This is a genomic window from Pseudonocardia sp. GCM10023141, assembly GCF_042653605.1.
On record NZ_JBHSIR010000067.1, the window covers coordinates 136,609 to 154,882 of the forward strand.

19 protein-coding genes are annotated in these 18,274 nt (G+C 71.0%); 7 read left to right on the forward strand and 12 right to left on the reverse strand.

Translation table 11 applies throughout. The features are described from left to right. Positions 1-9: 9 nt before the first annotated feature. The 8 genes from ACFPFQ_RS38435 to ACFPFQ_RS38470 form a co-directional block, all read right to left on the reverse strand. Complete coding sequence (locus ACFPFQ_RS38435; protein ID WP_379627938.1) at positions 10-525, reverse strand: PadR family transcriptional regulator; 516 nt, start codon at positions 523-525, stop codon at positions 10-12. 97 nt (positions 526-622) lie between these two features. Then, positions 623-1,459 carry a leishmanolysin-related zinc metalloendopeptidase gene (locus tag ACFPFQ_RS38440; RefSeq protein WP_379627940.1) on the reverse strand — a complete coding sequence of 279 codons (837 nt, stop codon included), beginning with the start codon at positions 1,457-1,459 and terminating at the stop codon, positions 623-625. A 76-nt stretch (positions 1,460-1,535) separates the two neighbouring features. Beyond that, a complete protein-coding gene (locus ACFPFQ_RS38445) occupies positions 1,536-3,215 on the reverse strand; it encodes an ABC transporter family substrate-binding protein (protein WP_379627942.1) in 1,680 nt (559 codons plus the stop codon). 43 nt (positions 3,216-3,258) lie between these two features. Continuing rightward, the gene (locus ACFPFQ_RS38450) at positions 3,259-5,331 is read right to left on the reverse strand and encodes a dipeptide ABC transporter ATP-binding protein (RefSeq protein WP_379627944.1); all 2,073 of its coding nucleotides are present in this window, start codon (positions 5,329-5,331) and stop codon (positions 3,259-3,261) included. Beyond that, the gene (locus tag ACFPFQ_RS38455) at positions 5,328-6,275 is read right to left on the reverse strand and encodes an ABC transporter permease (protein WP_379627946.1); all 948 of its coding nucleotides are present in this window, start codon (positions 6,273-6,275) and stop codon (positions 5,328-5,330) included. The genes ACFPFQ_RS38450 and ACFPFQ_RS38455 overlap by 4 nt, the downstream gene beginning before the upstream one ends. Then, positions 6,272-7,219 (reverse strand): ABC transporter permease, encoded by a 948-nt coding sequence (locus ACFPFQ_RS38460; protein WP_379627948.1) that lies wholly within the window; start codon positions 7,217-7,219, stop codon positions 6,272-6,274. Before ACFPFQ_RS38460 ends, ACFPFQ_RS38455 begins: the two co-directional genes overlap by 4 nt. 481 nt (positions 7,220-7,700) lie before the next feature. Further along, positions 7,701-8,717 (reverse strand): acyl-CoA dehydrogenase family protein, encoded by a 1,017-nt coding sequence (locus ACFPFQ_RS38465; protein ID WP_379627950.1) that lies wholly within the window; start codon positions 8,715-8,717, stop codon positions 7,701-7,703. Positions 8,718-8,728: 11 nt separating this feature from the next. Continuing rightward, entirely contained in the window at positions 8,729-9,898 is a 1,170-nt protein-coding gene (locus ACFPFQ_RS38470; protein ID WP_379627952.1) for an acyl-CoA dehydrogenase family protein, read from the reverse strand. 116 nt (positions 9,899-10,014) lie between these two features. Between ACFPFQ_RS38470 and ACFPFQ_RS38475 the strand changes: the two genes are divergently transcribed. Next, a complete protein-coding gene (locus ACFPFQ_RS38475; protein ID WP_379627954.1) occupies positions 10,015-10,272 on the forward strand; it encodes a hypothetical protein in 258 nt (85 codons plus the stop codon). Positions 10,273-10,282: 10 nt separating this feature from the next. Next, a complete protein-coding gene (locus ACFPFQ_RS38480) occupies positions 10,283-10,675 on the forward strand; it encodes a hypothetical protein (protein WP_379627956.1) in 393 nt (130 codons plus the stop codon). A 3-nt stretch (positions 10,676-10,678) separates the two neighbouring features. Here ACFPFQ_RS38480 and ACFPFQ_RS38485 read toward each other — a convergent pair whose 3' ends face one another. Together ACFPFQ_RS38485 and ACFPFQ_RS38490 are read right to left on the reverse strand one after the other, a co-directional pair. Further along, positions 10,679-11,437, reverse strand: coding sequence for a tyrosine-protein phosphatase (locus ACFPFQ_RS38485; RefSeq protein WP_379627958.1), 759 nt, complete (start codon positions 11,435-11,437; stop codon positions 10,679-10,681). A 43-nt stretch (positions 11,438-11,480) separates the two neighbouring features. Continuing rightward, positions 11,481-11,801 carry an NIPSNAP family protein gene (locus ACFPFQ_RS38490; protein ID WP_379627960.1) on the reverse strand — a complete coding sequence of 107 codons (321 nt, stop codon included), beginning with the start codon at positions 11,799-11,801 and terminating at the stop codon, positions 11,481-11,483. A gap of 28 nt (positions 11,802-11,829) precedes the next feature. On the opposite strand from ACFPFQ_RS38490, the gene ACFPFQ_RS38495 reads away from it, so the two are divergent. After that, entirely contained in the window at positions 11,830-13,278 is a 1,449-nt protein-coding gene (locus tag ACFPFQ_RS38495; protein WP_379627962.1) for an AMP-binding protein, read from the forward strand. A gap of 165 nt (positions 13,279-13,443) precedes the next feature. Beyond that, the gene (locus ACFPFQ_RS38500) at positions 13,444-14,568 is read left to right on the forward strand and encodes a polysaccharide pyruvyl transferase family protein (RefSeq protein WP_379627964.1); all 1,125 of its coding nucleotides are present in this window, start codon (positions 13,444-13,446) and stop codon (positions 14,566-14,568) included. 67 nt (positions 14,569-14,635) lie between these two features. Here the strand turns inward: ACFPFQ_RS38500 and soxR are convergent, their stop codons facing one another. Then, positions 14,636-15,109 (reverse strand): redox-sensitive transcriptional activator SoxR, encoded by a 474-nt coding sequence (soxR, locus tag ACFPFQ_RS38505; protein WP_379627966.1) that lies wholly within the window; start codon positions 15,107-15,109, stop codon positions 14,636-14,638. A gap of 52 nt (positions 15,110-15,161) precedes the next feature. Between soxR and ACFPFQ_RS38510 the strand changes: the two genes are divergently transcribed. The 3 genes from ACFPFQ_RS38510 (at position 15,162) to ACFPFQ_RS38525 (ending at position 18,022) form a co-directional block, all read left to right on the forward strand. Continuing rightward, on the forward strand, positions 15,162-15,848 hold the full coding sequence (locus ACFPFQ_RS38510; RefSeq protein WP_379627968.1) for an SDR family NAD(P)-dependent oxidoreductase: 687 nt from the start codon (positions 15,162-15,164) through the stop codon (positions 15,846-15,848). After that, positions 15,845-16,954: an S-adenosylmethionine:tRNA ribosyltransferase-isomerase gene (locus ACFPFQ_RS38515; RefSeq protein ID WP_379627970.1), complete on the forward strand. Its 1,110-nt coding sequence runs from the start codon at positions 15,845-15,847 to the stop codon at positions 16,952-16,954. Before ACFPFQ_RS38510 ends, ACFPFQ_RS38515 begins: the two co-directional genes overlap by 4 nt. Positions 16,955-17,212: 258 nt before the next feature. Beyond that, positions 17,213-18,022, forward strand: coding sequence for a transglycosylase SLT domain-containing protein (locus ACFPFQ_RS38525; RefSeq protein WP_379627972.1), 810 nt, complete (start codon positions 17,213-17,215; stop codon positions 18,020-18,022). Here the strand turns inward: ACFPFQ_RS38525 and ACFPFQ_RS38530 are convergent. Next, a complete protein-coding gene (locus tag ACFPFQ_RS38530) occupies positions 18,016-18,258 on the reverse strand; it encodes an RNA-binding S4 domain-containing protein (RefSeq protein WP_379627974.1) in 243 nt (80 codons plus the stop codon). The two genes, ACFPFQ_RS38525 and ACFPFQ_RS38530, sit on opposite strands and share 7 nt — an antisense overlap. Between the last annotated feature and the right edge of the window lie 16 nt (positions 18,259-18,274).

The following is an 18,274-nucleotide window of genomic DNA, read 5'->3' on the forward strand; positions in this document are numbered from 1 at the left end:
GGGTGCTCCTCAGTCGGCCGGGATGGCGTCGAGCAGCTTGAGCATCGCGCGGACGTGGGCGACGGTGAAGTCGGCCACCGGCTTGAGGTAGGGGTCGGACTCCCCCTTCGCGGCGGCGCGCGCTCCCTCCAACCACGTGGCGTAGGCCTCCCGGCTGCTGCTGACGAGCTCGGCGCGCTGCTTGGGCGTCAACGTGCCCGCGTGCAGCAGCCGCAGCACCAGCGGGCTGCGCACGGCGTCGACCCCGCCGCCTGCCGCCAGCCACGCCTTGAACGACCGCTTGCCCGCCGGTGTGATCGCGTACTGCTGGGAGGCCCGTGGGCCCTGCTTGCCCAGCTTCAGCAGGCCGGCTTCGGCGAGCACCGGGAGCTCCCGGTAGACCTGGCTTCGGGTGACGGAGAAGAAGGAGCCGAACCGCTCCCCCGCGGCAGCGACGAGCTGCCCTCCGGTCATGGGGCTCCCGTGCAGGAGCCCGAGCAGTGCGGCTGCAGTGGAATTGACGGCGGTCGCTCGTACGGGCGGCATACCCCCCACCGTGCCACCCGAACGGCGTCGCCGCATCCATTGTGGTCAACGGGCTGTACACAACCGACACGAAGGGAGAGGACCGGGAACCGGGGTATCAGCCCCGGAGGCTCCCTGCGGGCAGCACGACCGGCTCGCGCGGCAGCATCCGGCCGAGCCCGCCGTGGCCCGACCGCACCGAGCCGCTGCCGACTGGCGCCGGCACGGGCAGCGTGTACGGCTCGGCCGCTGCGAGGTCCACCTGGTACCCGAGGTCGGCCAGGCTCGCCGTGGTGACGCGGCTGAGCGGGTTGCCGGGAGCCGCGATGAAGCCGCTCATCAACTCGTTGCCGAACACCGACTCGCGCCAGTGCCCGCCTGCCGTGCCCGGCCCCCCGATGTTCTCGACGGGCACCGCGACGGCGGCCTTGCCCGTCAGCGTCGCGTACTCGGCCATCGCGCCGGCACCCGTGAACGTCGGGTCGGCGGTGCCCGCACCGACCAGCACGTCCTTCCGGTCCCAGATCGTGCCGATGCCCAGCACGTGCCCCATCTCGTGGGTGATGACGTCGTCGAGCGTGCCGTCGGCCTCCATCGCCGCGAGGTCGGCGGTGTCGAACGTCATCGAGCCCTGCGCGGGCAGCATCGCGGCGACCCCGGCCGCCGCGGGGCGCAGGTGCGTCGGCCCGGCCTGGCCGAGGACCTTCCCGGGACCGTCGACGGTGGCGCCCTCGGCGAGGATCCGCACGTCGTCGATCGTCTCGCTGCCGATCTGCACCGGCGGCAGGTCGCCGACGATCACCCGGGCCCACCGGTCGGCCGCCGCGGTGAACGCGGCCTGCTGCCGCTCGGTCAGTCCGCCCTGGAACCGCACCTCGATCGTGAACGGCGAGTCGGTGGCGGCGAGTACGGCGGCGCGCCGGGCGTCGGCCACGGCCAGGTAGGAGTCGGTCACGATCAGTGGTCTAGCAGAAACAGCGGGGCCCGGCACCATGTGGTGCCGGGCCCCGCCGTGATCCACCGATCGACGGCTACTTCTGCCAGCCGATGTTCTCCGGCGGGGTGGTGAAGTAGCGGCCTGCGCCGTAGTTGGCGAGGCCGTTCTTGACGGCGTAGATCGCCACCAGGTTCACCGTGGGCACGACGCCGTAGGTGCTGAACGCGGCAACCTCGGCCTCGGCGGCCTTCGTGTACTGCTCCTCCGGCGTGGGCAGCGTGTTCACGGACTTGATCAGCGCATCGTTCTTGGGGTCGTTGACCCCGGACTTGATGAACTGGGTGTCCGAGCAGAACAGCTGGCAGATGTACGCGATCCCGAACGGGTCGGTCTGCACGGCTCCGGAGTAGAACATGTCGAACTGCTTGCCCGTGACGATCTTCGAGAAGTCGGCCGACGGGACCTGGCGGATGTCCATCTTGACGCCGATGTTCTTCATCATCGCCGCCGTACCGCCCGCGACGGCCTTGCCGACGGCGTCGTCACCGGTGTTGACGTAGGTGAACTCCAGCGTCTTGCCGTCCTTCACCCGGAAACCGTCCGGTCCGACCGCCCAGCCTGCCGCGTCCAGATCCTTCTTGGCCTGGTCGGGGCTGTACTGGATGACCTTGCCGAAGCTGTCCTGGTAGCCCTTCTGGAAGGGCAGCAGGTTCATCGAGCCGATCGGGTCCGAGGAGTAGTCCAGGCCCTGGAAGTGGAACTGGGTGATCTGCTTGCGGTCGATCCCCTCCATGATCGCCTTGCGGACGGCGGGATCGGAGAGGTTCGGGCTGGTGCCGTTGAGCGTGAAGTAGTCGGTCTGCAGCGACGCCGCCTTGCGCAGCTCGGTGCCGGCCTGACCGTTGACCTGTGCCAGCTGGTCCTTGCCGTTGATCGACACGGCGTCCATCTGACCGTTCTTGAACGCGTTGATGAAGGCAGCGGACTCCATCGCGATGAACGTCCGCGTGTCGAGCTTGCCCTTCTTGCCCCACCACTTCGGGTTGCGCTCGAAGACGACCGTGCTGTTCTGCTGGTCGAACTTCTGGATGGTGTAGGGACCGGCGCCCCACTCGACGTGCGGGGTGTTGATGTAGCCCTTGTTGAAGACGTCGGGCGTGACGGCCTCGGGGTTGAGCACGTAGTTGTAGAGGCTCTGCCACCACAGGTTGATGCCGTCGAACGTGACGACCGCCTGGCGGTCGTCGACGCCCTTGGTCACCGAGGTGATGCGGTCGTAGCCGTCACTGCTGCTGACGCTGTACGCCTCGTCCTTGCCGCTGTTGGCCTTCCAGGTGGCCTCGAACGACTTCCAGTCGATCGGCGTGCCGTCGTTGTAGTTGGCCTTCGGGTTGATCGTGTACGTGATCTTCGTGTTCCCGCCGACCTCCTCCTGCTTGACGTCGGTCAGGTAGTCCGGGTTGTACACGGCCTGGCCGTCGTCGGTGAAGCTGATCAGGTCGGGGTTGTACCAGCGCCACAGGAGCGTCGAGTAGTTCGTGGAGTCGCCCTGGAAGATGTTGAACTGCGGCGAGATCTCCGCCGTCGGCGTCGTGAGGGTGCCGCCGTCCTTGACGTTGTCGTAGGGCTGCGGGTTGTAGGCGGACTTCGCGGCGAGCGTTGCTGCGGTGTCGGCCGGAGCAGCGCTGTTCGACCCGGAGTTACCGCAGGCGGCCAGCGCCACCGCCACCGCGGCGGTGGCCACGAGCGCAGCGGATTTCTTCAGGACATGCATGTGGTGTGTTCTTTCTCGCGAGGTGCGGAGGGTGAGAGTCACATCAGCGGAAGTGACAGGCATTCAGCTGGTCGGAATCCCCCTTTCCGGTCAGCTCCGGCGTTTCACCCGTGCAACGGGCGCGCTTGGTCTCGTCGAGGGTCAGGTGCAGCGGGCAGCGGCTGACGAACGAGCACCCCGCCGTCGCGTCGGTGGGGCTGGGCAGGTCACCGCGCAGGATCACGCGCTCGCGGGCGCGTTCGACCTTCGGATCGGGCACCGGGACCGCCGACAGCAGCGCCTGGGTGTACGGGTGCTGCGGGTCGTCGAACAGGTCGTCGACCGACCCGATCTCCACGATGCGCCCCAGGTACATCACGGCCACGCGGTCGGAGATGTGGCGCACCACCGACAGGTCGTGCGCCACGAACAGGTACGAGAGCCCGAGCTTCGCCTTCAGGTCGTTCAGCAGGTTGATGACCCCGGCCTGGATGGACACGTCGAGCGCCGACACGGGCTCGTCCAGCACGACGAGCGCGGGGTTCGTGGCCAGCGCCCTGGCGATGCCGATGCGCTGGCGCTGCCCGCCGGAGAACGCGGTGGGGAACCGGTCGCTGTGGCCCGGGTCGAGCCCCACCAGCGCCATCAGCTCGTCGACGCGCTGCTCGATGACCTTGCGGCTGCTCTCCGCCATCGCGGTGAGCGGCTCGGCCAGTATGTCGAACACCGTCATCCGCGGGTCCAGCGCACCCATGGGGTCCTGGAACACCATCTGCAACTTCCGCCGCAGCGCCCGCTCCTCGCCACGGCCCTTGAGTCCGGCGACGTCGACGCCCGCCACCCGGATGCTGCCCGTCTCCGGCTTGCGCAGGTTCATGATCTCGAGCAGCGTCGTGGTCTTGCCGCAGCCCGACTCACCGACCAGCCCGACCGTCTCGCCCTCCCGGATGTCGAGGTCGATCCCGGCCACGGCGTGCACCGAGCCGACCCTGCGCTTGAGGATCGCACCCTTGAGCAGCGGGAACGTCTTGCGGACATCGGTGAGCTCGAGCACCGGCGCGCGCCGCTCGCGCGGGATCGACGCCACCGCCGGTTCCAGCAGCGGGCCGAGCGGGTAGATCTCGGCGTCGTCGATCAGGCCACCGTGGATGCCGTGCGCACGGATGCAGGCCGCGGTGTGCGCACCACCGGCTGCGGCCTGCACCGCCATCAGCTCGGGTTCCTCCTCGCGGCATTCGCTGATCGCGATCGGGCACCGCGGTTCGAACGGGCAGCCGGGCGGCAGGTCGACCATCGACGGCGGGTTGCCCATGATCGGCACGAGTGGCCGCCGCTCCGTGACGTCGACGCGCGGGATGGCACCGAGCAGGCCGACGGTGTAGGGCATCCGCGGTTCGGCGAACAGCTCCTCCACCCCGGCCTTCTCCACCGGCTTGCCGGCGTACATCACCATCACGTCGTCGGCGGAGCCCGCGACCACGCCGAGGTCGTGGGTCACCATGATCAGTGCCGCGCCGGTCTCGGTCTGCGCGAGCTTGAGCACGTCGAGGATCTGCGCCTGCACCGTGACGTCGAGCGCCGTCGTCGGCTCGTCGGCGATCATCAGGCGGGGGTTGTTGGCGATCGCCGTGGCGATCACCACCCGCTGGCGCATGCCGCCGGAGAACTCGTGCGGGAACGACTTGGCCCGCGCCTTGGCGTCGGGGATGCCGACCAGGTCGAGCAGCTCCTCCGCGCGCTTCCACGCGGCGTCGCGGCCCATGTCCTGGTGGATCTGCAACGCCTCCACGATCTGGGCGCCGACGGTGAAGATCGGTGTCAACGAGGACAGCGGGTCCTGGAAGATCATGCCGATGTCGCGGCCACGGATCTTGGACATCGCCTTGTCGTCGAGGCCGAGCACCTCGCGCCCGTTCAGCGCGATCGATCCCGACACCACCGCGTAGTCGGGGAGCAGTCCCATGATCGCCATCGACGTGACCGACTTGCCCGAACCCGACTCGCCGACGATGCCCAGCGTCCGGCCGGCGTGGAGATCGAACTCGATGCCCCGCACGGCGTCGACCCGGCCGGCCTCCGACGGGAAGGAGACCTGGAGGTTGCGCACCGAGAGAACGGGCGGGCCCGGCGCGGTCATGCCCGGCCTCCCGACCGCGAGGTGGGGTCGAGCGCATCCCGCAGCCCGTCGCCGATCAGCGCCATCGACACCGTCAGCAACGTGACGAGCACGGCGGGGAAGACGAACAGCCACCACGAGCTCGACAGCGAGCCTGCGCCGTCGCTGAGCATCGTGCCCAGCGAGACGTCGGGCAACTGCACGCCGAACCCGATGAACGACAGGGCCGTCTCGCCCTGCACGGTGGCCACCACGCCCAGCGTGAACGTGACGATCAGCAACGATCCGATGTTGGGGATCATGTGCCGGAACACGATGCGGAACGAGCCCACTCCCATGAACCGCGCTGCCTGCACGTACTCGCGCTCACGCAGTGAGGTGCTCAGCGACCACACCACGCGCGCGTTGTACATCCAGCCCAGTGCCGTCAGGACGATGATCAGGGCCCGCCAGTCCCCGCCTGCGCTCTGCGACACGAGCGCCAGGATCAGGAACGCCGGCACGACCAGCAGGAAGTGCACCAGCCCGAGGATCGCGCGCTCCACCGTGCCGCCGAAGTAGGCCGCCGCCGCACCGACGAACGCCGAGATCACCGTGGTCAGCAACGAGACGCTGAGCGCGATGATCATCGATCGACCCAGGCCGTGTGCGGCCTGGGCATACGTGTCGTTGCCGCTGCCGTTGGTGCCGAACAGGTGATCCAGCGACGGCTCCGAGCTGAGGTTGGTGAAGTCGACGTCGCTGTAGGTGTAGCTGGTGAGGAACCCACCCAACACCGCGAACAGGACCAGCAGCCCGAGGATCACGACCCCGACCACGGCGCCCTTGTTGCGCAGGAAACGGCGCGTGTAGAGCGTGCGCCTGCTCATGTGGCGGCCGCGCCGCTCGCTGAGGCTCTCGTCCGGTGACAGCTCCGCATCGAGGTCGTCGAGCGTCGGCTGCAGTTCGGGAAGGTTGGCGGTCATAATCCGGTCACCCGCACTCTCGGGTCGAGCACCACGACGGCGATGTCGGCGAGGATCGCGCCGACCGCCGTCATCAAGGCTCCGAACGCGGCCACCGCGACAGCGCCGTGGACGTCGTTCTTGCTGATCGTCTGCGTGAAGTACTGGCCCATGCCCTGCCATGCGAAGATCGTCTCGGTGATCACGGCGCCGGTGAAGAGCGCCGGGATCGCGAAGGCGATGGACGTGGCCACCGGGATCAGCGACGTGCGCAGGCCATGGCGACGGATCGCCTCCTGCCGCGTCAGCCCCTTCGCCCGCGCCATCCGGACGTAGTCGGAGTTGATGTTGTCGAGCAGGAGCGCCCGCTGCAGCATGTGGTAGCCCGCGTAGCTGATCAGCGTCAGCGAGACGGTGGGCAGCACGAGGTGCTGGATGCGGTCGACGACCAGCGGCCAGAAACCGCTGACGGTGGGCGACTGGGCCCCCGCCACGAACAGCAGCGTGGTGCCGAGGCCCTGGTTGAGGGAGATCGCGAGCAGCACCACCACCAGCGCGGCGACCACGGTCGGGATGTTGAGCGTGATGATCGACAGGCCCTGGTTGAAGCGGTCTGCGAAGCGGTACTGCCGCGAGGCCGTGTACACGCCCAGCGCGATGCCGATGGCCGTGGCGAAGATCAGCGAGAACAGCACGAGCTGCGCGCTCACCCCGATCCGGAAACCGATCTGGGTGTTGACGCTGTCACCGACCGGCGAGGTGCCCCAGTCCCAGTGCAGGACGATGCCGGTGATCCAGGTCCACCACCGGCCGAACAGCGGGGTGCCGGGATCCAGGTTGTACTGGGCCAGCGAACGCGCGATCTGCTCCGGCGAGCGGGGTGGCCGCAGCTGGAGGTAGTTGGCGCGTGGATCGAGGAACAGGTTGGCCAGGAAGTAGGTCAGATTGGTAGCCACGATGATCATGGCTGCCCAACCGAGGACCTTCCTGAAGAGGTATCTCAGCACCTGCGCAGTGCTCACTTTCTAGGCGCGGGGCGGGCGGTTGCGCGTGCGACCACACAGCGAACGCATAACGTCCGCACGAAGAAATTCCGTAGCGCGATCAGCGGTCACCGTTGCATACTGGAATGTTGCAGACACAGCCAGTCGCAGCAGTCGATACCCATTCGTGACGTTTCGCCGACCGAGCCTCGACCCATACCCGACCGGCGATGAACCCTGTCCTGACCAGCCCGTCTGTCCTTCAGATCGATCTCACAACGCGCAAATCGGGCACGACGGGCGGTGTCGGGACGTCACCCGTTCGGGCTTGCCGCCAGTGCGCCGCCGGCCGCGCATGATCGACCGAATGCGCGGCCGCCGGATCAGGACCAACCATTGGGTGAGGTCCCGCCCAGATAGACGACAGCCCAGATCGACAACCGGGGAGTGCCGCCTTACCGGCTCAGCCGATGGTCAGTTCCGCGATCCGGGCCCGCTGCGCGTCACCGTCGCCGAACTGCCCCGCCAGCCGCTTCGCCCGCTTGTAGAAGAAGTGCGCTTCGTGCTCCCACGTGTAGCCGATCCCACCGTGGTACTGGATCATCGCGGCCGTGGCGTCGAACGCGACGTCGCTGGCCTTGGCCTTGGCCACGGCCACCGCGAGGTCGGCACCGTCGAGGCCGACGTCCACCGCGTGCGCGGCGTAGAGGGCGGCGTGCTCCGCGAGCGTCACGGCCACGTGCAGGTCGGCCAGCGCGTGCTTGATCGCCTGGAACGAACCCACCGGCACGCCGAACTGCTGGCGCTCCCGGTCGTAGGCCACCGTGCGGGTGATGGCCTCGCGGGCGATGCCGACGAGGTCGGCCGCCACGAGCACCGTGGCCCGCGCGGTGAGCTGGTCGATCACGTCGGCCGTCGCGCCGGGCAGCGTCTCCCCCGCACCGGCATCGAGGCTCGCGAGCCGGGTCGTGCCGTCGTAGGAGCCCTGCGGGGTGGCGGCGGCGCCGGTGACGAGCGCCAGTCCGTCGCCGGAGCGGGCCACGACGACGTCGGCGATCGCGCCGTACTCCACGGTGCGCAGGGTGCCCGGCGCCGAGCCACGCAGCGTGAACGCGCCCACCGCGTCGCCGGAGGCCAGCCGGGGCAGCCAGGCGGCCTGCTGCTCGGCGGAGCCGGCCAGCCGGATCGCCTCGGCGGCCAGGACGCTGCCGCGCCACGGGCCGGGTGCGACTCCCGCACCGAGGGCGCGGGAGATGACCTGGGCCTCGACGAGCCCGAGCCCGAGCCCGTCGTGCTCCTCGGGGACCGTGACGGCGAGCCAGCCCTGCTCGGCGGCGGCCTTCCACAGCGAGGCCGGATGGCCGTCCCCGTCGGGAGCCTCGACCACCTCGCGCACGGCGGCGAGGTCGAAGCGCTCGGCCAGGTAGGACCGGACCGCGGAGTCGAACTCACGCTGGTCGTCGGTGAGTGCGAAGTACATGTGCCCGACCCCTATCGCGGCAGGCCGAGCACGCGCTCGGCGGTGACGTTGCGCTGCACCTGCGAGGACCCGCCCCAGATCGTGACCGACCGGGACCACATGGCCTGGCCGTGCAGCGGCCGGAGATCCACGCCGTCGATCTCGTCGAGCGTCGCGTCCTCCCCGAGGATCAGGTCGAACACCTCCCACAGGTCCTGGGAGGGCTCCGACCAGATCAGCTTCGTCATGGACGCCTCGAAGCCGAGGTCACGGCCCTGCTCCACCTGGGTCTGCACGTGCATGGCGTGGTAGCGCAGGCACTCCAGGTCGGTGAGCACCTTGGCCAGCTTCCCGCGGACCACCGGGTCGGCGTCGCGGCCCAGCTTGCGCGCGACGTCGACGACCGTGTCGTACTGGCGGCGGAACTCCGTGTACTGCCCGATGCCGGACGCGCCGCGCTCGAACGACAGCAGCAGCATCGCGGTGCGCCAGCCCTCGTCGATCGCGCCGAGGCAGTCGGCAGCGGCCACGCGGGCGTCGTCGAAGAAGACCTCGCCGAACTCGCTGGCGCCGCTCATCTGCTTGAGCGGGCGCGCGTCGACGCCGGGCTGGTGCATGTCGATGAGCAGCATCGAGATGCCGCGGTGCTTCTCGCTGCCGGGCGTGGTGCGCACCATCGTGAAGATCTTGTCGCCGTGTACGGCGTTGGTGGTCCACACCTTCTGGCCGTTGACCACGAAGTCGTCGCCGTCGCGCACGCCCTTGGTGGACAGCGCCGCGAGGTCGGATCCCGCGCCGGGCTCGGAGAAGCCCTGGCACCAGATCACCTCGTTGCGCAGCATCGGCCCGATGATGTCGCGCTTCTGCTGCTCGGTGCCGATGGCCATCACGGTCGGCGCGAGGAACGTCAGCCCGAGCGGGTTGACGGTGCGCGGCGCGTTGGCCAGCACCATCTCGACGTCGTAGATCGCCTTCATGCCGGGGGTGCCGCCGCGGCCGCCGAACTCGGTGGGCCACTGGATGCCGGCGAACCCGGCGAGCGCTTTGTCGCGCTCCCAGTCGCGGCGCAGTCCGAAGCTCTCGTCGTCGGGCAGCGCGTCCCAGAACCCCGGGGCCGACCAGGCGTCCGGGATGTTCGACTGCAGCCAGGAGCGCAGCTCGCTGCGGAACTCCTCCTCCGCTGCGGTGTAGGTCAGATCCATCGCGGCCTCCTCGCGCGCCAGGCACCCGTCTCCGTCCCACCTTGGCATACCCGTCGGTAACTTGGCATCCCGGTGCACCCTGCTGGGATGCCACTTTCGGGCGTAGGGTCCCGGCCATGCGCACAGAGCGTGTGACGGTGAGCCTGCCGGCCGAGCTGCTGGCCGAGGCCCGTACCGCCGTCGGCCGCGGAGCGGCGCCGAGCATCTCCGCCTACATCGCCGAGGCCGTGTCCGCGCGCCAGCTGCGCGACCGGTCGCTGGCCACGCTCGCCGATCTCTACGGCGGCCCACCGCCGCCCGCCGAGCTGGAACACGCCCGCGAGACGCTGCGCCTCCTGCCGCAGCCGCGCTCCAGCAGCCCCTCCACCGTCTGATGGCGGCCCGATGATCGGCGGGCGCGTGCTCGACTGCACCGCGCTCACCGCCTTCGCCACCGGCCGTCCCGTCTACATGCGGGCGCTGGTGTGGGCGGCCGTCGAGGCCAACATCGTGCTCGCCGTGCCCAGCGCGGCGCTCGGGCGCGCCTGGGCGCTGCTCGCGCCCGAGGACCACCCCGCGCTGCAGGTGCTGCTGGACCTGCCCAACACGGTGATCGACGACCTGGGTTCGGTGTCGGCGCAGGAGTCGGGACTGCTGATGGCCGCGGCGGGCAACGGTGACATCGCCACGGGCCAGGTGGCCGCCAGCGCGCGGCGCCGCGGCTGGCCCGCGGTCACGGGCGAACCGCGCAACCTCCGCGAGCTCGACGCCGCGATGCCGATCGAGGAGCTCCCGTGACGGTCAGACCGAGACGGTGAGGCGCGCGCGGAGGCTGTCGAGCTCGTCGTCGGAGATGCCGTTCTTGCGCAACCAGCCCTCCGCGCCGCCGGCACCGTTCTCCCCGTACTCCGCGTCGAGCCGCGCCAGCATCGTCGCCATCACCGCGGCACGGGGCGTGTGCGCGGACAGGTCGTCGGGCATCTCCTCGCCGGACGCGGTGGTCCAGCGCCGGAACATGGCCTCGATCTGCACGCTCGAGAGCACGTAGTCGGCCACCACCGCGTCGCGCTCGACGCCGATCGCGTCGAGCACCAGCGCGACGAGCGTGCCGGTGCGGTCCTTGCCCGCGAGGCAGTGCACCAGCGCCGGACCGCCGTCTGCCGCCGCGAGCCGCCGAACCGCCGCGATGACGTTGCCGGGCTGGTCGGACAGGTAGAGCAGGTAGTTGCGCAACATCGGGTCGATGTCGTCGTCGGGATGCTCCGGCAGCGACTCGCGACCCTCGCCGATGAACGTGAGCCCGACCGTCTCGACGCCGGCGTCCGCCACCGCGGTGGGGCCGTCGCGGTCGATCTCCTCGGGACGGCGCAGGTCGAGCACGAGCCGCAGCCCGAACTCGTGCACGAGGTACTGCACGTCGGCGGCGGTGAGGTAGTGGAGCGTAGCGCTGCGCAGCAACACCCCGCTCCGGGTGCGGCCGCCGTCGCGCAACGGCAGCCCGCCGACGTCGCGGACGTTGTCGGCGCCTTCCAGCTTCACCCAGCGGTCGGTCTGCGTCACGTACCCGACCCTAACGCGGGCTCCTGTGAGGCAGCCCCGACGTTCACAGGAACGGTGTGGGGTTCGCCACTCTCCGGTTGATCGACGCGACGATCGGACCGTCGGCCTCGCTGTCGCCCTTGATCTTCAACCACTCGGGATCGGCCTGCATGGCGGCCCACTTCGCGACCATGTCGTCGTAGGAGTCGAAGCGCAGGACGTAGACGAGCTCGTTGTTGGAGTTGCTGCCCAGCTCGGTGACCGAGAGGAACACGAGCTCCATCCCGTGCTTCGCGAAGATCCGCGTGGTGTGCTCTCGGAACCGCGCGACGAGCGCCGGCATCCGGCCCGGGACAGTCGTGTACTCCCGAATCTCATAGATCATGCCTCGATCCTGCACCTGGAGGGTGTCGATGAGCGACGTGCCCGTCGGAACCGGCTTCGACGAACTGGCCGCGCGGTCCCCCGACGCCGTGGCCCTGATCTGCCCGGACGGCGCGCAGGTGACCCGCGCCGAGCTCGCCGCCGCATCGAGCCGGGCCGCGCGGGAGTTCGCCGCGCTCGGGGTCGGCCACGGTGACCTGGTCACGATCGGGCTGCCCAACGGCGCCGCCTTCTACGCGGCGGTCATCGGCGCCTGGAAGCTCGGTGCGATCCCGCAGCCGGTCTCGGCGAAGCTGCCGCCCGCCGAGCTCGCCGCGCTCGTCGAGCTGGCCGGCTCGCCCATCGTCGTCGGGCTGGAGGCCACCGGACGGCCGTGGCTGCCCGCCACCTGGTCCCCCGACGAGACGCTGTCGGCCGAGCCGCTGCCACCGGTGCTGCCACCGAGCTGGAAGGCGCCGACCTCAGGTGGCAGCACCGGCCGTCCGAAGATCATCGTGGCCGGCCGGCCGGGGTGGACCAGCGCGGTGCTGGAACGCGCCCCGCGCCTGCGCATCCGCGGCGACGGCGAAGTGTTCGCCGTGACCGCGCCGCTCTACCACAACGCCCCGTTCATGTTCTCCCTGATCGCGCTGATGAACGGGGCGACGCTGCTGGTGCTCGACCACTTCGACGGCGCCACCGTGCTCACCGCCGTCGCCCACCACCGCGTCACCTGGTTCTACGCGGTGCCGACGCTCCTGGGCCGGATCCTGCGGCTGCCCGCGCAGGTGCGCGCGGCGGCCGACCTGTCGGCCGTGCACACGCTGCTGCACGTCGGCGCGCCGTGCCCGGAGCCGGTGAAGCGGGAGTGGATCGACTGGCTCGGCCCGGAGAAGGTGTGGGAGCTCTACGCCGGCACCGAGTCCCAGGCCGTCTGCATGATCGACGGCGTTGACTGGCTCACCCACCCCGGCTCCGTCGGACGGCCGGTGTCCGGCGAGATCCGCATCGGCGACGCCGAGGGCAACCCGCTGCCGCTCGGCGAGGTCGGCGAGGTCTGGATGCGCCCGCCCGCCGACACCGTCACCTACCGGTACGTGGGCGCCACCGCGCGGGAGAAGGACGGCTGGGAGTCGATCGGCGACCTCGGGAACATGGACGAGGACGGCTACCTCTACCTGGCCGACCGGCGGGACGACCTGATCCTCGTCGGCGGGTCGAACGTCTACCCGGCCGAGGTCGAGGCCGCGCTCGGCTCGCATCCGCACGTGCTGTCGTCCTGCGTCATCGGGCTTCCCGACGACGACCTGGGCGCCCGGGTCCACGCCATCGTGCAGCTCGACGCACCGGTGTCCGACGACGACCTGCAGACCCACGTCGCCGACCGGCTGGCGCGGGCCAAGGTGCCCTCGTCCTTCGAGCGGGTGGACGTCCCCCTGCGCGACGACACCGGCAAGATCCGGCGGTCGGCGTGGCGAACGGCACGGGCCGGGAGCTGAGCGGTCGGCCGGCACGTTCGGGAAGGCTGTTCCCCGAACGTGCTGTCCGGTCGGATCGGAGCACCCCGTAGTCTGCGGCGAACGAGTGATCGCGGCTGCGCAACCGTCCGACGCCTCCTGCCGTTGATCACAGAGAGTGGCGCCCCTCCCAACCCGAGGAACTCGATGACGGACCCCCGCACCAGCCTGATCCGCCAGCAGCTCGCCGACCTCGGCCGCCGGCATGCCGCCGAGGCGAACGCGGGGAGCGCTACCCCGCGCGCCACCCGCGTGCTCGTCATCGGCAACTTCGGCAACGGCAACACGGGCGACGAGGCGATGCTCGCGCGCACGCTGCAGGAACTGCCCGCCGACGTCGAGGTGCGCATCGTCTCGCGCAACCCGCGCATGGTCGAGGCGCTGCACCACGTGCCCGCGGTACCGATGGAGGGCCTGTCCTTCACCAAGGCGCTCAAGTGGTGCGACGGCATCGCCGTCGTCGGCGGTGGCCTGTTCGGTACCGGCGCGTCGCCGCTGGTGAAGGCCCTGCCGGCCATCATCTGGGCGGCCACCGCACGTGGCCGCGACATCACCTACCTCGCCATCGGCGTCTACCCGGGCACCCCGGAGCGGGTGCTCGACCTGCTGCGTCGCTCGGTGCGCAAGCCCGGCCGCATCTCCGTCCGCGACGAGGTCTCGGCCGCCACCCTCGGCGACGACATCGTCGCTCCGGTCGTCGGTGACCTCGCGATGGGTCTCGCCCCCGCACCGGCGGCCGACGCCCGGCGCGCGCTCGCGGCCGCGGGCGTCGACCCGGCCGTCCCGCTGCTGCTGGTGGCGCCGAAGGCACTGCCCAACCCGATCCTCGTCGACGCGCTGCAGGACGCCGCCGAGACGCTCGCGCGGCGCTGGATCGAGCGCGGTGGCGCGGTCGCAGGCCTCGCCATCAGCACGCACGCCGACTACGGGCTCGGGCTGGCCCGCCGCGACGAGGTGCTCATCGCCGAGCTCGGCGAGCGCATCGGCCGCCACATCCCGGTGCTGGGCCCGCAGCTCCCCCCGGCTCTCGCCAAGGCCGTGGTCGGCGAGGCCGACGCGCTGTTCGGGCTCCGGATCCACGCGCTCGTCTTCGCCGTCTCCACCGGGGTGCCCTGCCTGGGCGTCGGCTGGGAGGAGCGCACCACCGCGTTCCTCGCCGAGCACGAGCAGTCGGCCATCAGCACCCGCCCGCCGGTGGAGGATCTCTACGCCTGGGTCGACCGCACCCTGCCGGCCCGCTGGTCGGCCCGGCCCCGCCTGCTGTCCTCCTGACCCGGCGCACACCGCGTGGTGCTCACGCACACCGTCAACGGTGTGCGCGGGCACCTGACGATGTGCGTCAGCCGATGCCCTCGGCCGGGGTTCGGCGCAGCAGTGCCGGGAGGAAGCGCGCGCCGGAGCCGTTCTCGGCCGCGAAGTCGGCCGGGTTCGACAGCGCGCAGCGCTTCAGCGAGAGGCACCCGCAGCCGATGCAGGAGTCGAGCCCGTCGCGCAGCGCGGTGAGCGCCGCGATCTGCTCGTCGAGGCGCCCGCGCCACGACCGCGACAGCCGCGTCCAGTCGGCCCGGGTCGGGGTGCGGCCGTCGGGCAGCTTGTCGAGGCCCTCACGCACCTCGTCGAGCCCGACGCCGATGGTGCGCGCCGCCCGGATGAACGCGAGCCTGCGCAGCACCGAGCGCTCGTAGCGCCGCTGCCCGCCCGATGTGCGGGTGGCTCTGAGCAGCCCCTCCCGCTCGTAGAAGCGCAGCGCCGACTGCGGGAACCCGCTGCGGTGGGCCACCTCGCCGATCGTGAGCAGGTCCTTCGCGTCCATCCGTCCCCCGATCCCTTGACCTGAACCTGACTTCAAGTCGCACAGTAGCCGCATGAGAACCCCCGTCGCCATCGTCACCGGAGCCGGGCAGGGCTTCGGGCTGGCCCTCACCGCAGCGCTCGCCGCCGCCGGCACCACCGTGATCGCCTGCGGCCGCGACGCCGACCGCCTGCGCACCGCCACCGCCTCGCTGCCCGGCGTGCTCGCTGTGCCCGCGGACGTCACCGACCCGGACGCGCGCGCTGCCCTCGTCGACGCGGCCCGCTCCGCGGGTGGGCTGGACCTGCTCGTGCACAACGCGGGCGAGCTCGGCCCGTCGCCGCTGCCACCGCTGGCCCGCTACCCGCTCGGCGCGCTGCGCGCGGTGCTCGAGACCACGGTGCTGGCGCCACTGGCGCTGACCCAGCTCGCGCTGCCCCTCCTGCGTGCCGCAGCGGCGCCCACCGTCGTCACCCTCAGCTCGGACGCCGCGGTCGAGGCCTATCCCGGCTGGGGCGGCTACGGGCTCGCGAAGGCGGCACTGGACCAGCTGGCCGCGGTGCTGGGCGTCGAGGAGCCCGCGCTGCGCGTGTACGCGTTCGACCCCGGGGACATGCGCACCGCGATGCACCAGCGCGCCTTCCCCGGCGAGGACATCTCCGACCGGCCCGAGCCTGCGATGGTGGTGCCCGCGCTGCTCGAGCTGCTCACCGACCGTCCCGACAGCGGCCGGTACACCAGCGCCAGTAGCCGTTCGTGACCACCGCGTTCCGGGTGCCACCCGAGCTCTCGGCCACCGCGCCACCGGAAGCCCGCGGCATCGCCCGCGACGGCGTCCGGCTGCTGGTCGCCCGGGATTCCTGCGGCCCGGACCGGGCCGACGTCTGGCACGCTCGCTTCACCGATCTGCCCGTGGCGCTGCGCCGGGGCGACCTGCTGGTGGTCAACACCTCGATGACCGAGCCGGCTGCCGTCGACGGCGGGCGGGGCGACGGGCGGCGCGTGGTGCTGCATGTATCGGGCCCGGTACCCACGGGTGCGGCCGATTCCGACACCATGGTCGTCGAGCTGCGCACACCCGACGGCAGGCGGGTCACCGACGCGGCGGCGGGCGAGGTCGTCACGCTGCCCCGGGGTGTGCGGGCCACCTTGCTCGCCGGCCACCCCGATCCGTGGCAGAGCGCGGGGAGCCGGCTGTGGATCGCCCGGATCCCGACGCCCACCGGGTTGACGGGTTGGCTCGCCGCCACCGGGCGTCCGATCCGCTACTCCTACGTGCCGCGGCGCTGGCCGCTCGCGGACTACCAGACGGTGTTCGCCACGCGGACCGACCCGTTCGGCAGCGCGGAGATGCCCAGCGCGGCCCGACCGTTCAGCCCGGTGGTGCTCGCCGGGCTCCGTGCTCGCGGGGTGGCCGTCGCGGAGGTCGAACTGCACACCGGTGTCTCGTCGCTCGAGGCAGGAGAGCACCCGCTGCCGGAGCGGTACCGGGTACCGGCAGCCACTGCTGCCGCGGTGAACGCCACGCGGGCCGCGGGCCGTCGCGTCGTCGCGGTGGGCACCACGGCGGCCCGCGCCATCGAGACCGTCGCTGCGCCGAACGGCCTAGTACGAGCGGGGTCCGGCTGGACCGAGCTGGTGCTCGGCCCGGCGCGCGCCACCCGTGTGGTGAACGGGCTCATCACCGGCTGGCACGAGCCGGAGGCCTCACATCTGCTCCTGCTGGCGGCCGTCGCCGGTCCCGCGCTGGTGAGGACCGCATACGCCGCAGCGCTGGGCGCCGGCTACCTGTGGCACGAGTTCGGCGACTCCTGCCTGCTGCTTCCCGATCGGGCACGGCAGGGGTCCGAGGATTGCTGTCCGTAGTCGAGCGGTGACTATTGAGCGGCACCGCTGATCGATGCCCTGCGCCGCCGACAGAGCGACGAGCGGCCGTCGAGCTGCGCCGACAGGCCGGTTCAGGGCTTGTCGCGGATCACATGGCTCTCGTAAGGTCCTCGCCTAGCGTCACGATCCGATCACGAGCACAACGAGGTCCCGGGACTCCCCACCCGAACCTCATCCGGTTCCCCAGACCGGCTGCGCTCGACCGGGTCGCTCCCCCGAGCGCTGAAGGGCAGGTTCGTGTCAGGACACCGCTCCCCCCGTGGTCGTCGTGCGCGCCAGGAGTCCCAGGCCACCCTCGCCCGCCACCTGTCGGCTCCCCGGCCGGCACCGAACGGGCCCTCGCTCCGCACGAGCGTCATCGCCACCGCGGCTGCCATCGGCGCCGTCTCCACCGGCACTCTCACCGCGCTGATCCCCACCCCCGGCGACGGCGTCACCACCACCGCCTCGGCGGCCGAGGACAACCCGTTCCACGCGGTACTCGCGGCGGCCAGCACGCTGATGACCCCGGGCCCCACGGCCCAGACGGACATGCTGCCGGTCAGCTACACCGACGACACGCAGTCCGGCTTCGCCGCAGCCGACCAGCACCTCGCGATGCTGGGCAAGGCCACCGACATCGCCGCACAGCTCGCCGAGCAGCACGCTGCGGCCGAGCGCGCCGCCGCCGAGAACGCCCGGATCGACCAGATCATCAAGACCGGCGGGCTCAACGGCTGGATCGCCGAGGCACTGCGCATCCTCGGGCTCCCGCAGTCGCTCGCACCGGGCGTCAAGAACATCATCATGAAGGAATCGGGCGGCAACCCGAACGCGATCAACAACTGGGACAGCAACGCCCGCGCCGGCAGCCCGTCGCAGGGCCTGATGCAGACGATCCCGGTCACCTACCGCAACTACGTGCACCCGTCGCTGGCCGACCGTCCGATCACCGATCCGGTCGCCAACATCACCGCGGGCATCCGCTACATGATCGCCCACTACGGCGTGGGCACGCTGCAGGCCGGTGGCCGCAGCAACGGCTCCGGCGGGTACGTCGGCTACTGATCCTGCTGCTGCGGGGCCACCGGTCGGGCCCGCAGGTCACCGACCACCACGACGTCGCCGATGTGCAGCTGGGCGCCTCTCCGGGTCTCGATCCGGCCGTTGACCTGCACCTCCTCGTCCTCGAGGAGCTGCTTGGCGTGGGCTCCGTGCTCGGCGAAACCGGCGAGCTTGAGGAACTGGCCGAGCCGGATCGGCACCTCGGCGAGCTCGATGTCCTGGATGGGGGAACGGGTCACGCGCTCATCGTGTCAT

Bases quoted from the DNA above. Each gene is read 5' to 3' on its own strand.
- ACFPFQ_RS38470 (WP_379627952.1), bottom strand. From the start codon at position 9,898: ATGGATCTGACCTACACCGCAGCGGAGGAGGAGTTCCGCAGCGAGCTG.
- ACFPFQ_RS38480 (WP_379627956.1), top strand. From the start codon at position 10,283: ATGATCGGCGGGCGCGTGCTCGACTGCACCGCGCTCACCGCCTTCGCC.
- ACFPFQ_RS38450 (WP_379627944.1), bottom strand. From the start codon at position 5,331: ATGACCGCGCCGGGCCCGCCCGTTCTCTCGGTGCGCAACCTCCAGGTC.
- soxR (WP_379627966.1), bottom strand. From the start codon at position 15,109: ATGGACGCGAAGGACCTGCTCACGATCGGCGAGGTGGCCCACCGCAGC.
- ACFPFQ_RS38460 (WP_379627948.1), bottom strand. From the start codon at position 7,219: ATGATCATCGTGGCTACCAATCTGACCTACTTCCTGGCCAACCTGTTC.
- ACFPFQ_RS38445 (WP_379627942.1), bottom strand. From the start codon at position 3,215: ATGCATGTCCTGAAGAAATCCGCTGCGCTCGTGGCCACCGCCGCGGTG.
- ACFPFQ_RS38510 (WP_379627968.1), top strand. From the start codon at position 15,162: ATGAGAACCCCCGTCGCCATCGTCACCGGAGCCGGGCAGGGCTTCGGG.
- ACFPFQ_RS38495 (WP_379627962.1), top strand. From the start codon at position 11,830: ATGAGCGACGTGCCCGTCGGAACCGGCTTCGACGAACTGGCCGCGCGG.
- ACFPFQ_RS38490 (WP_379627960.1), bottom strand. From the start codon at position 11,801: ATGATCTATGAGATTCGGGAGTACACGACTGTCCCGGGCCGGATGCCG.
- ACFPFQ_RS38455 (WP_379627946.1), bottom strand. From the start codon at position 6,275: ATGACCGCCAACCTTCCCGAACTGCAGCCGACGCTCGACGACCTCGAT.
- ACFPFQ_RS38465 (WP_379627950.1), bottom strand. From the start codon at position 8,717: ATGTACTTCGCACTCACCGACGACCAGCGTGAGTTCGACTCCGCGGTC.
- ACFPFQ_RS38475 (WP_379627954.1), top strand. From the start codon at position 10,015: ATGCGCACAGAGCGTGTGACGGTGAGCCTGCCGGCCGAGCTGCTGGCC.
- ACFPFQ_RS38435 (WP_379627938.1), bottom strand. From the start codon at position 525: ATGCCGCCCGTACGAGCGACCGCCGTCAATTCCACTGCAGCCGCACTG.
- ACFPFQ_RS38500 (WP_379627964.1), top strand. From the start codon at position 13,444: ATGACGGACCCCCGCACCAGCCTGATCCGCCAGCAGCTCGCCGACCTC.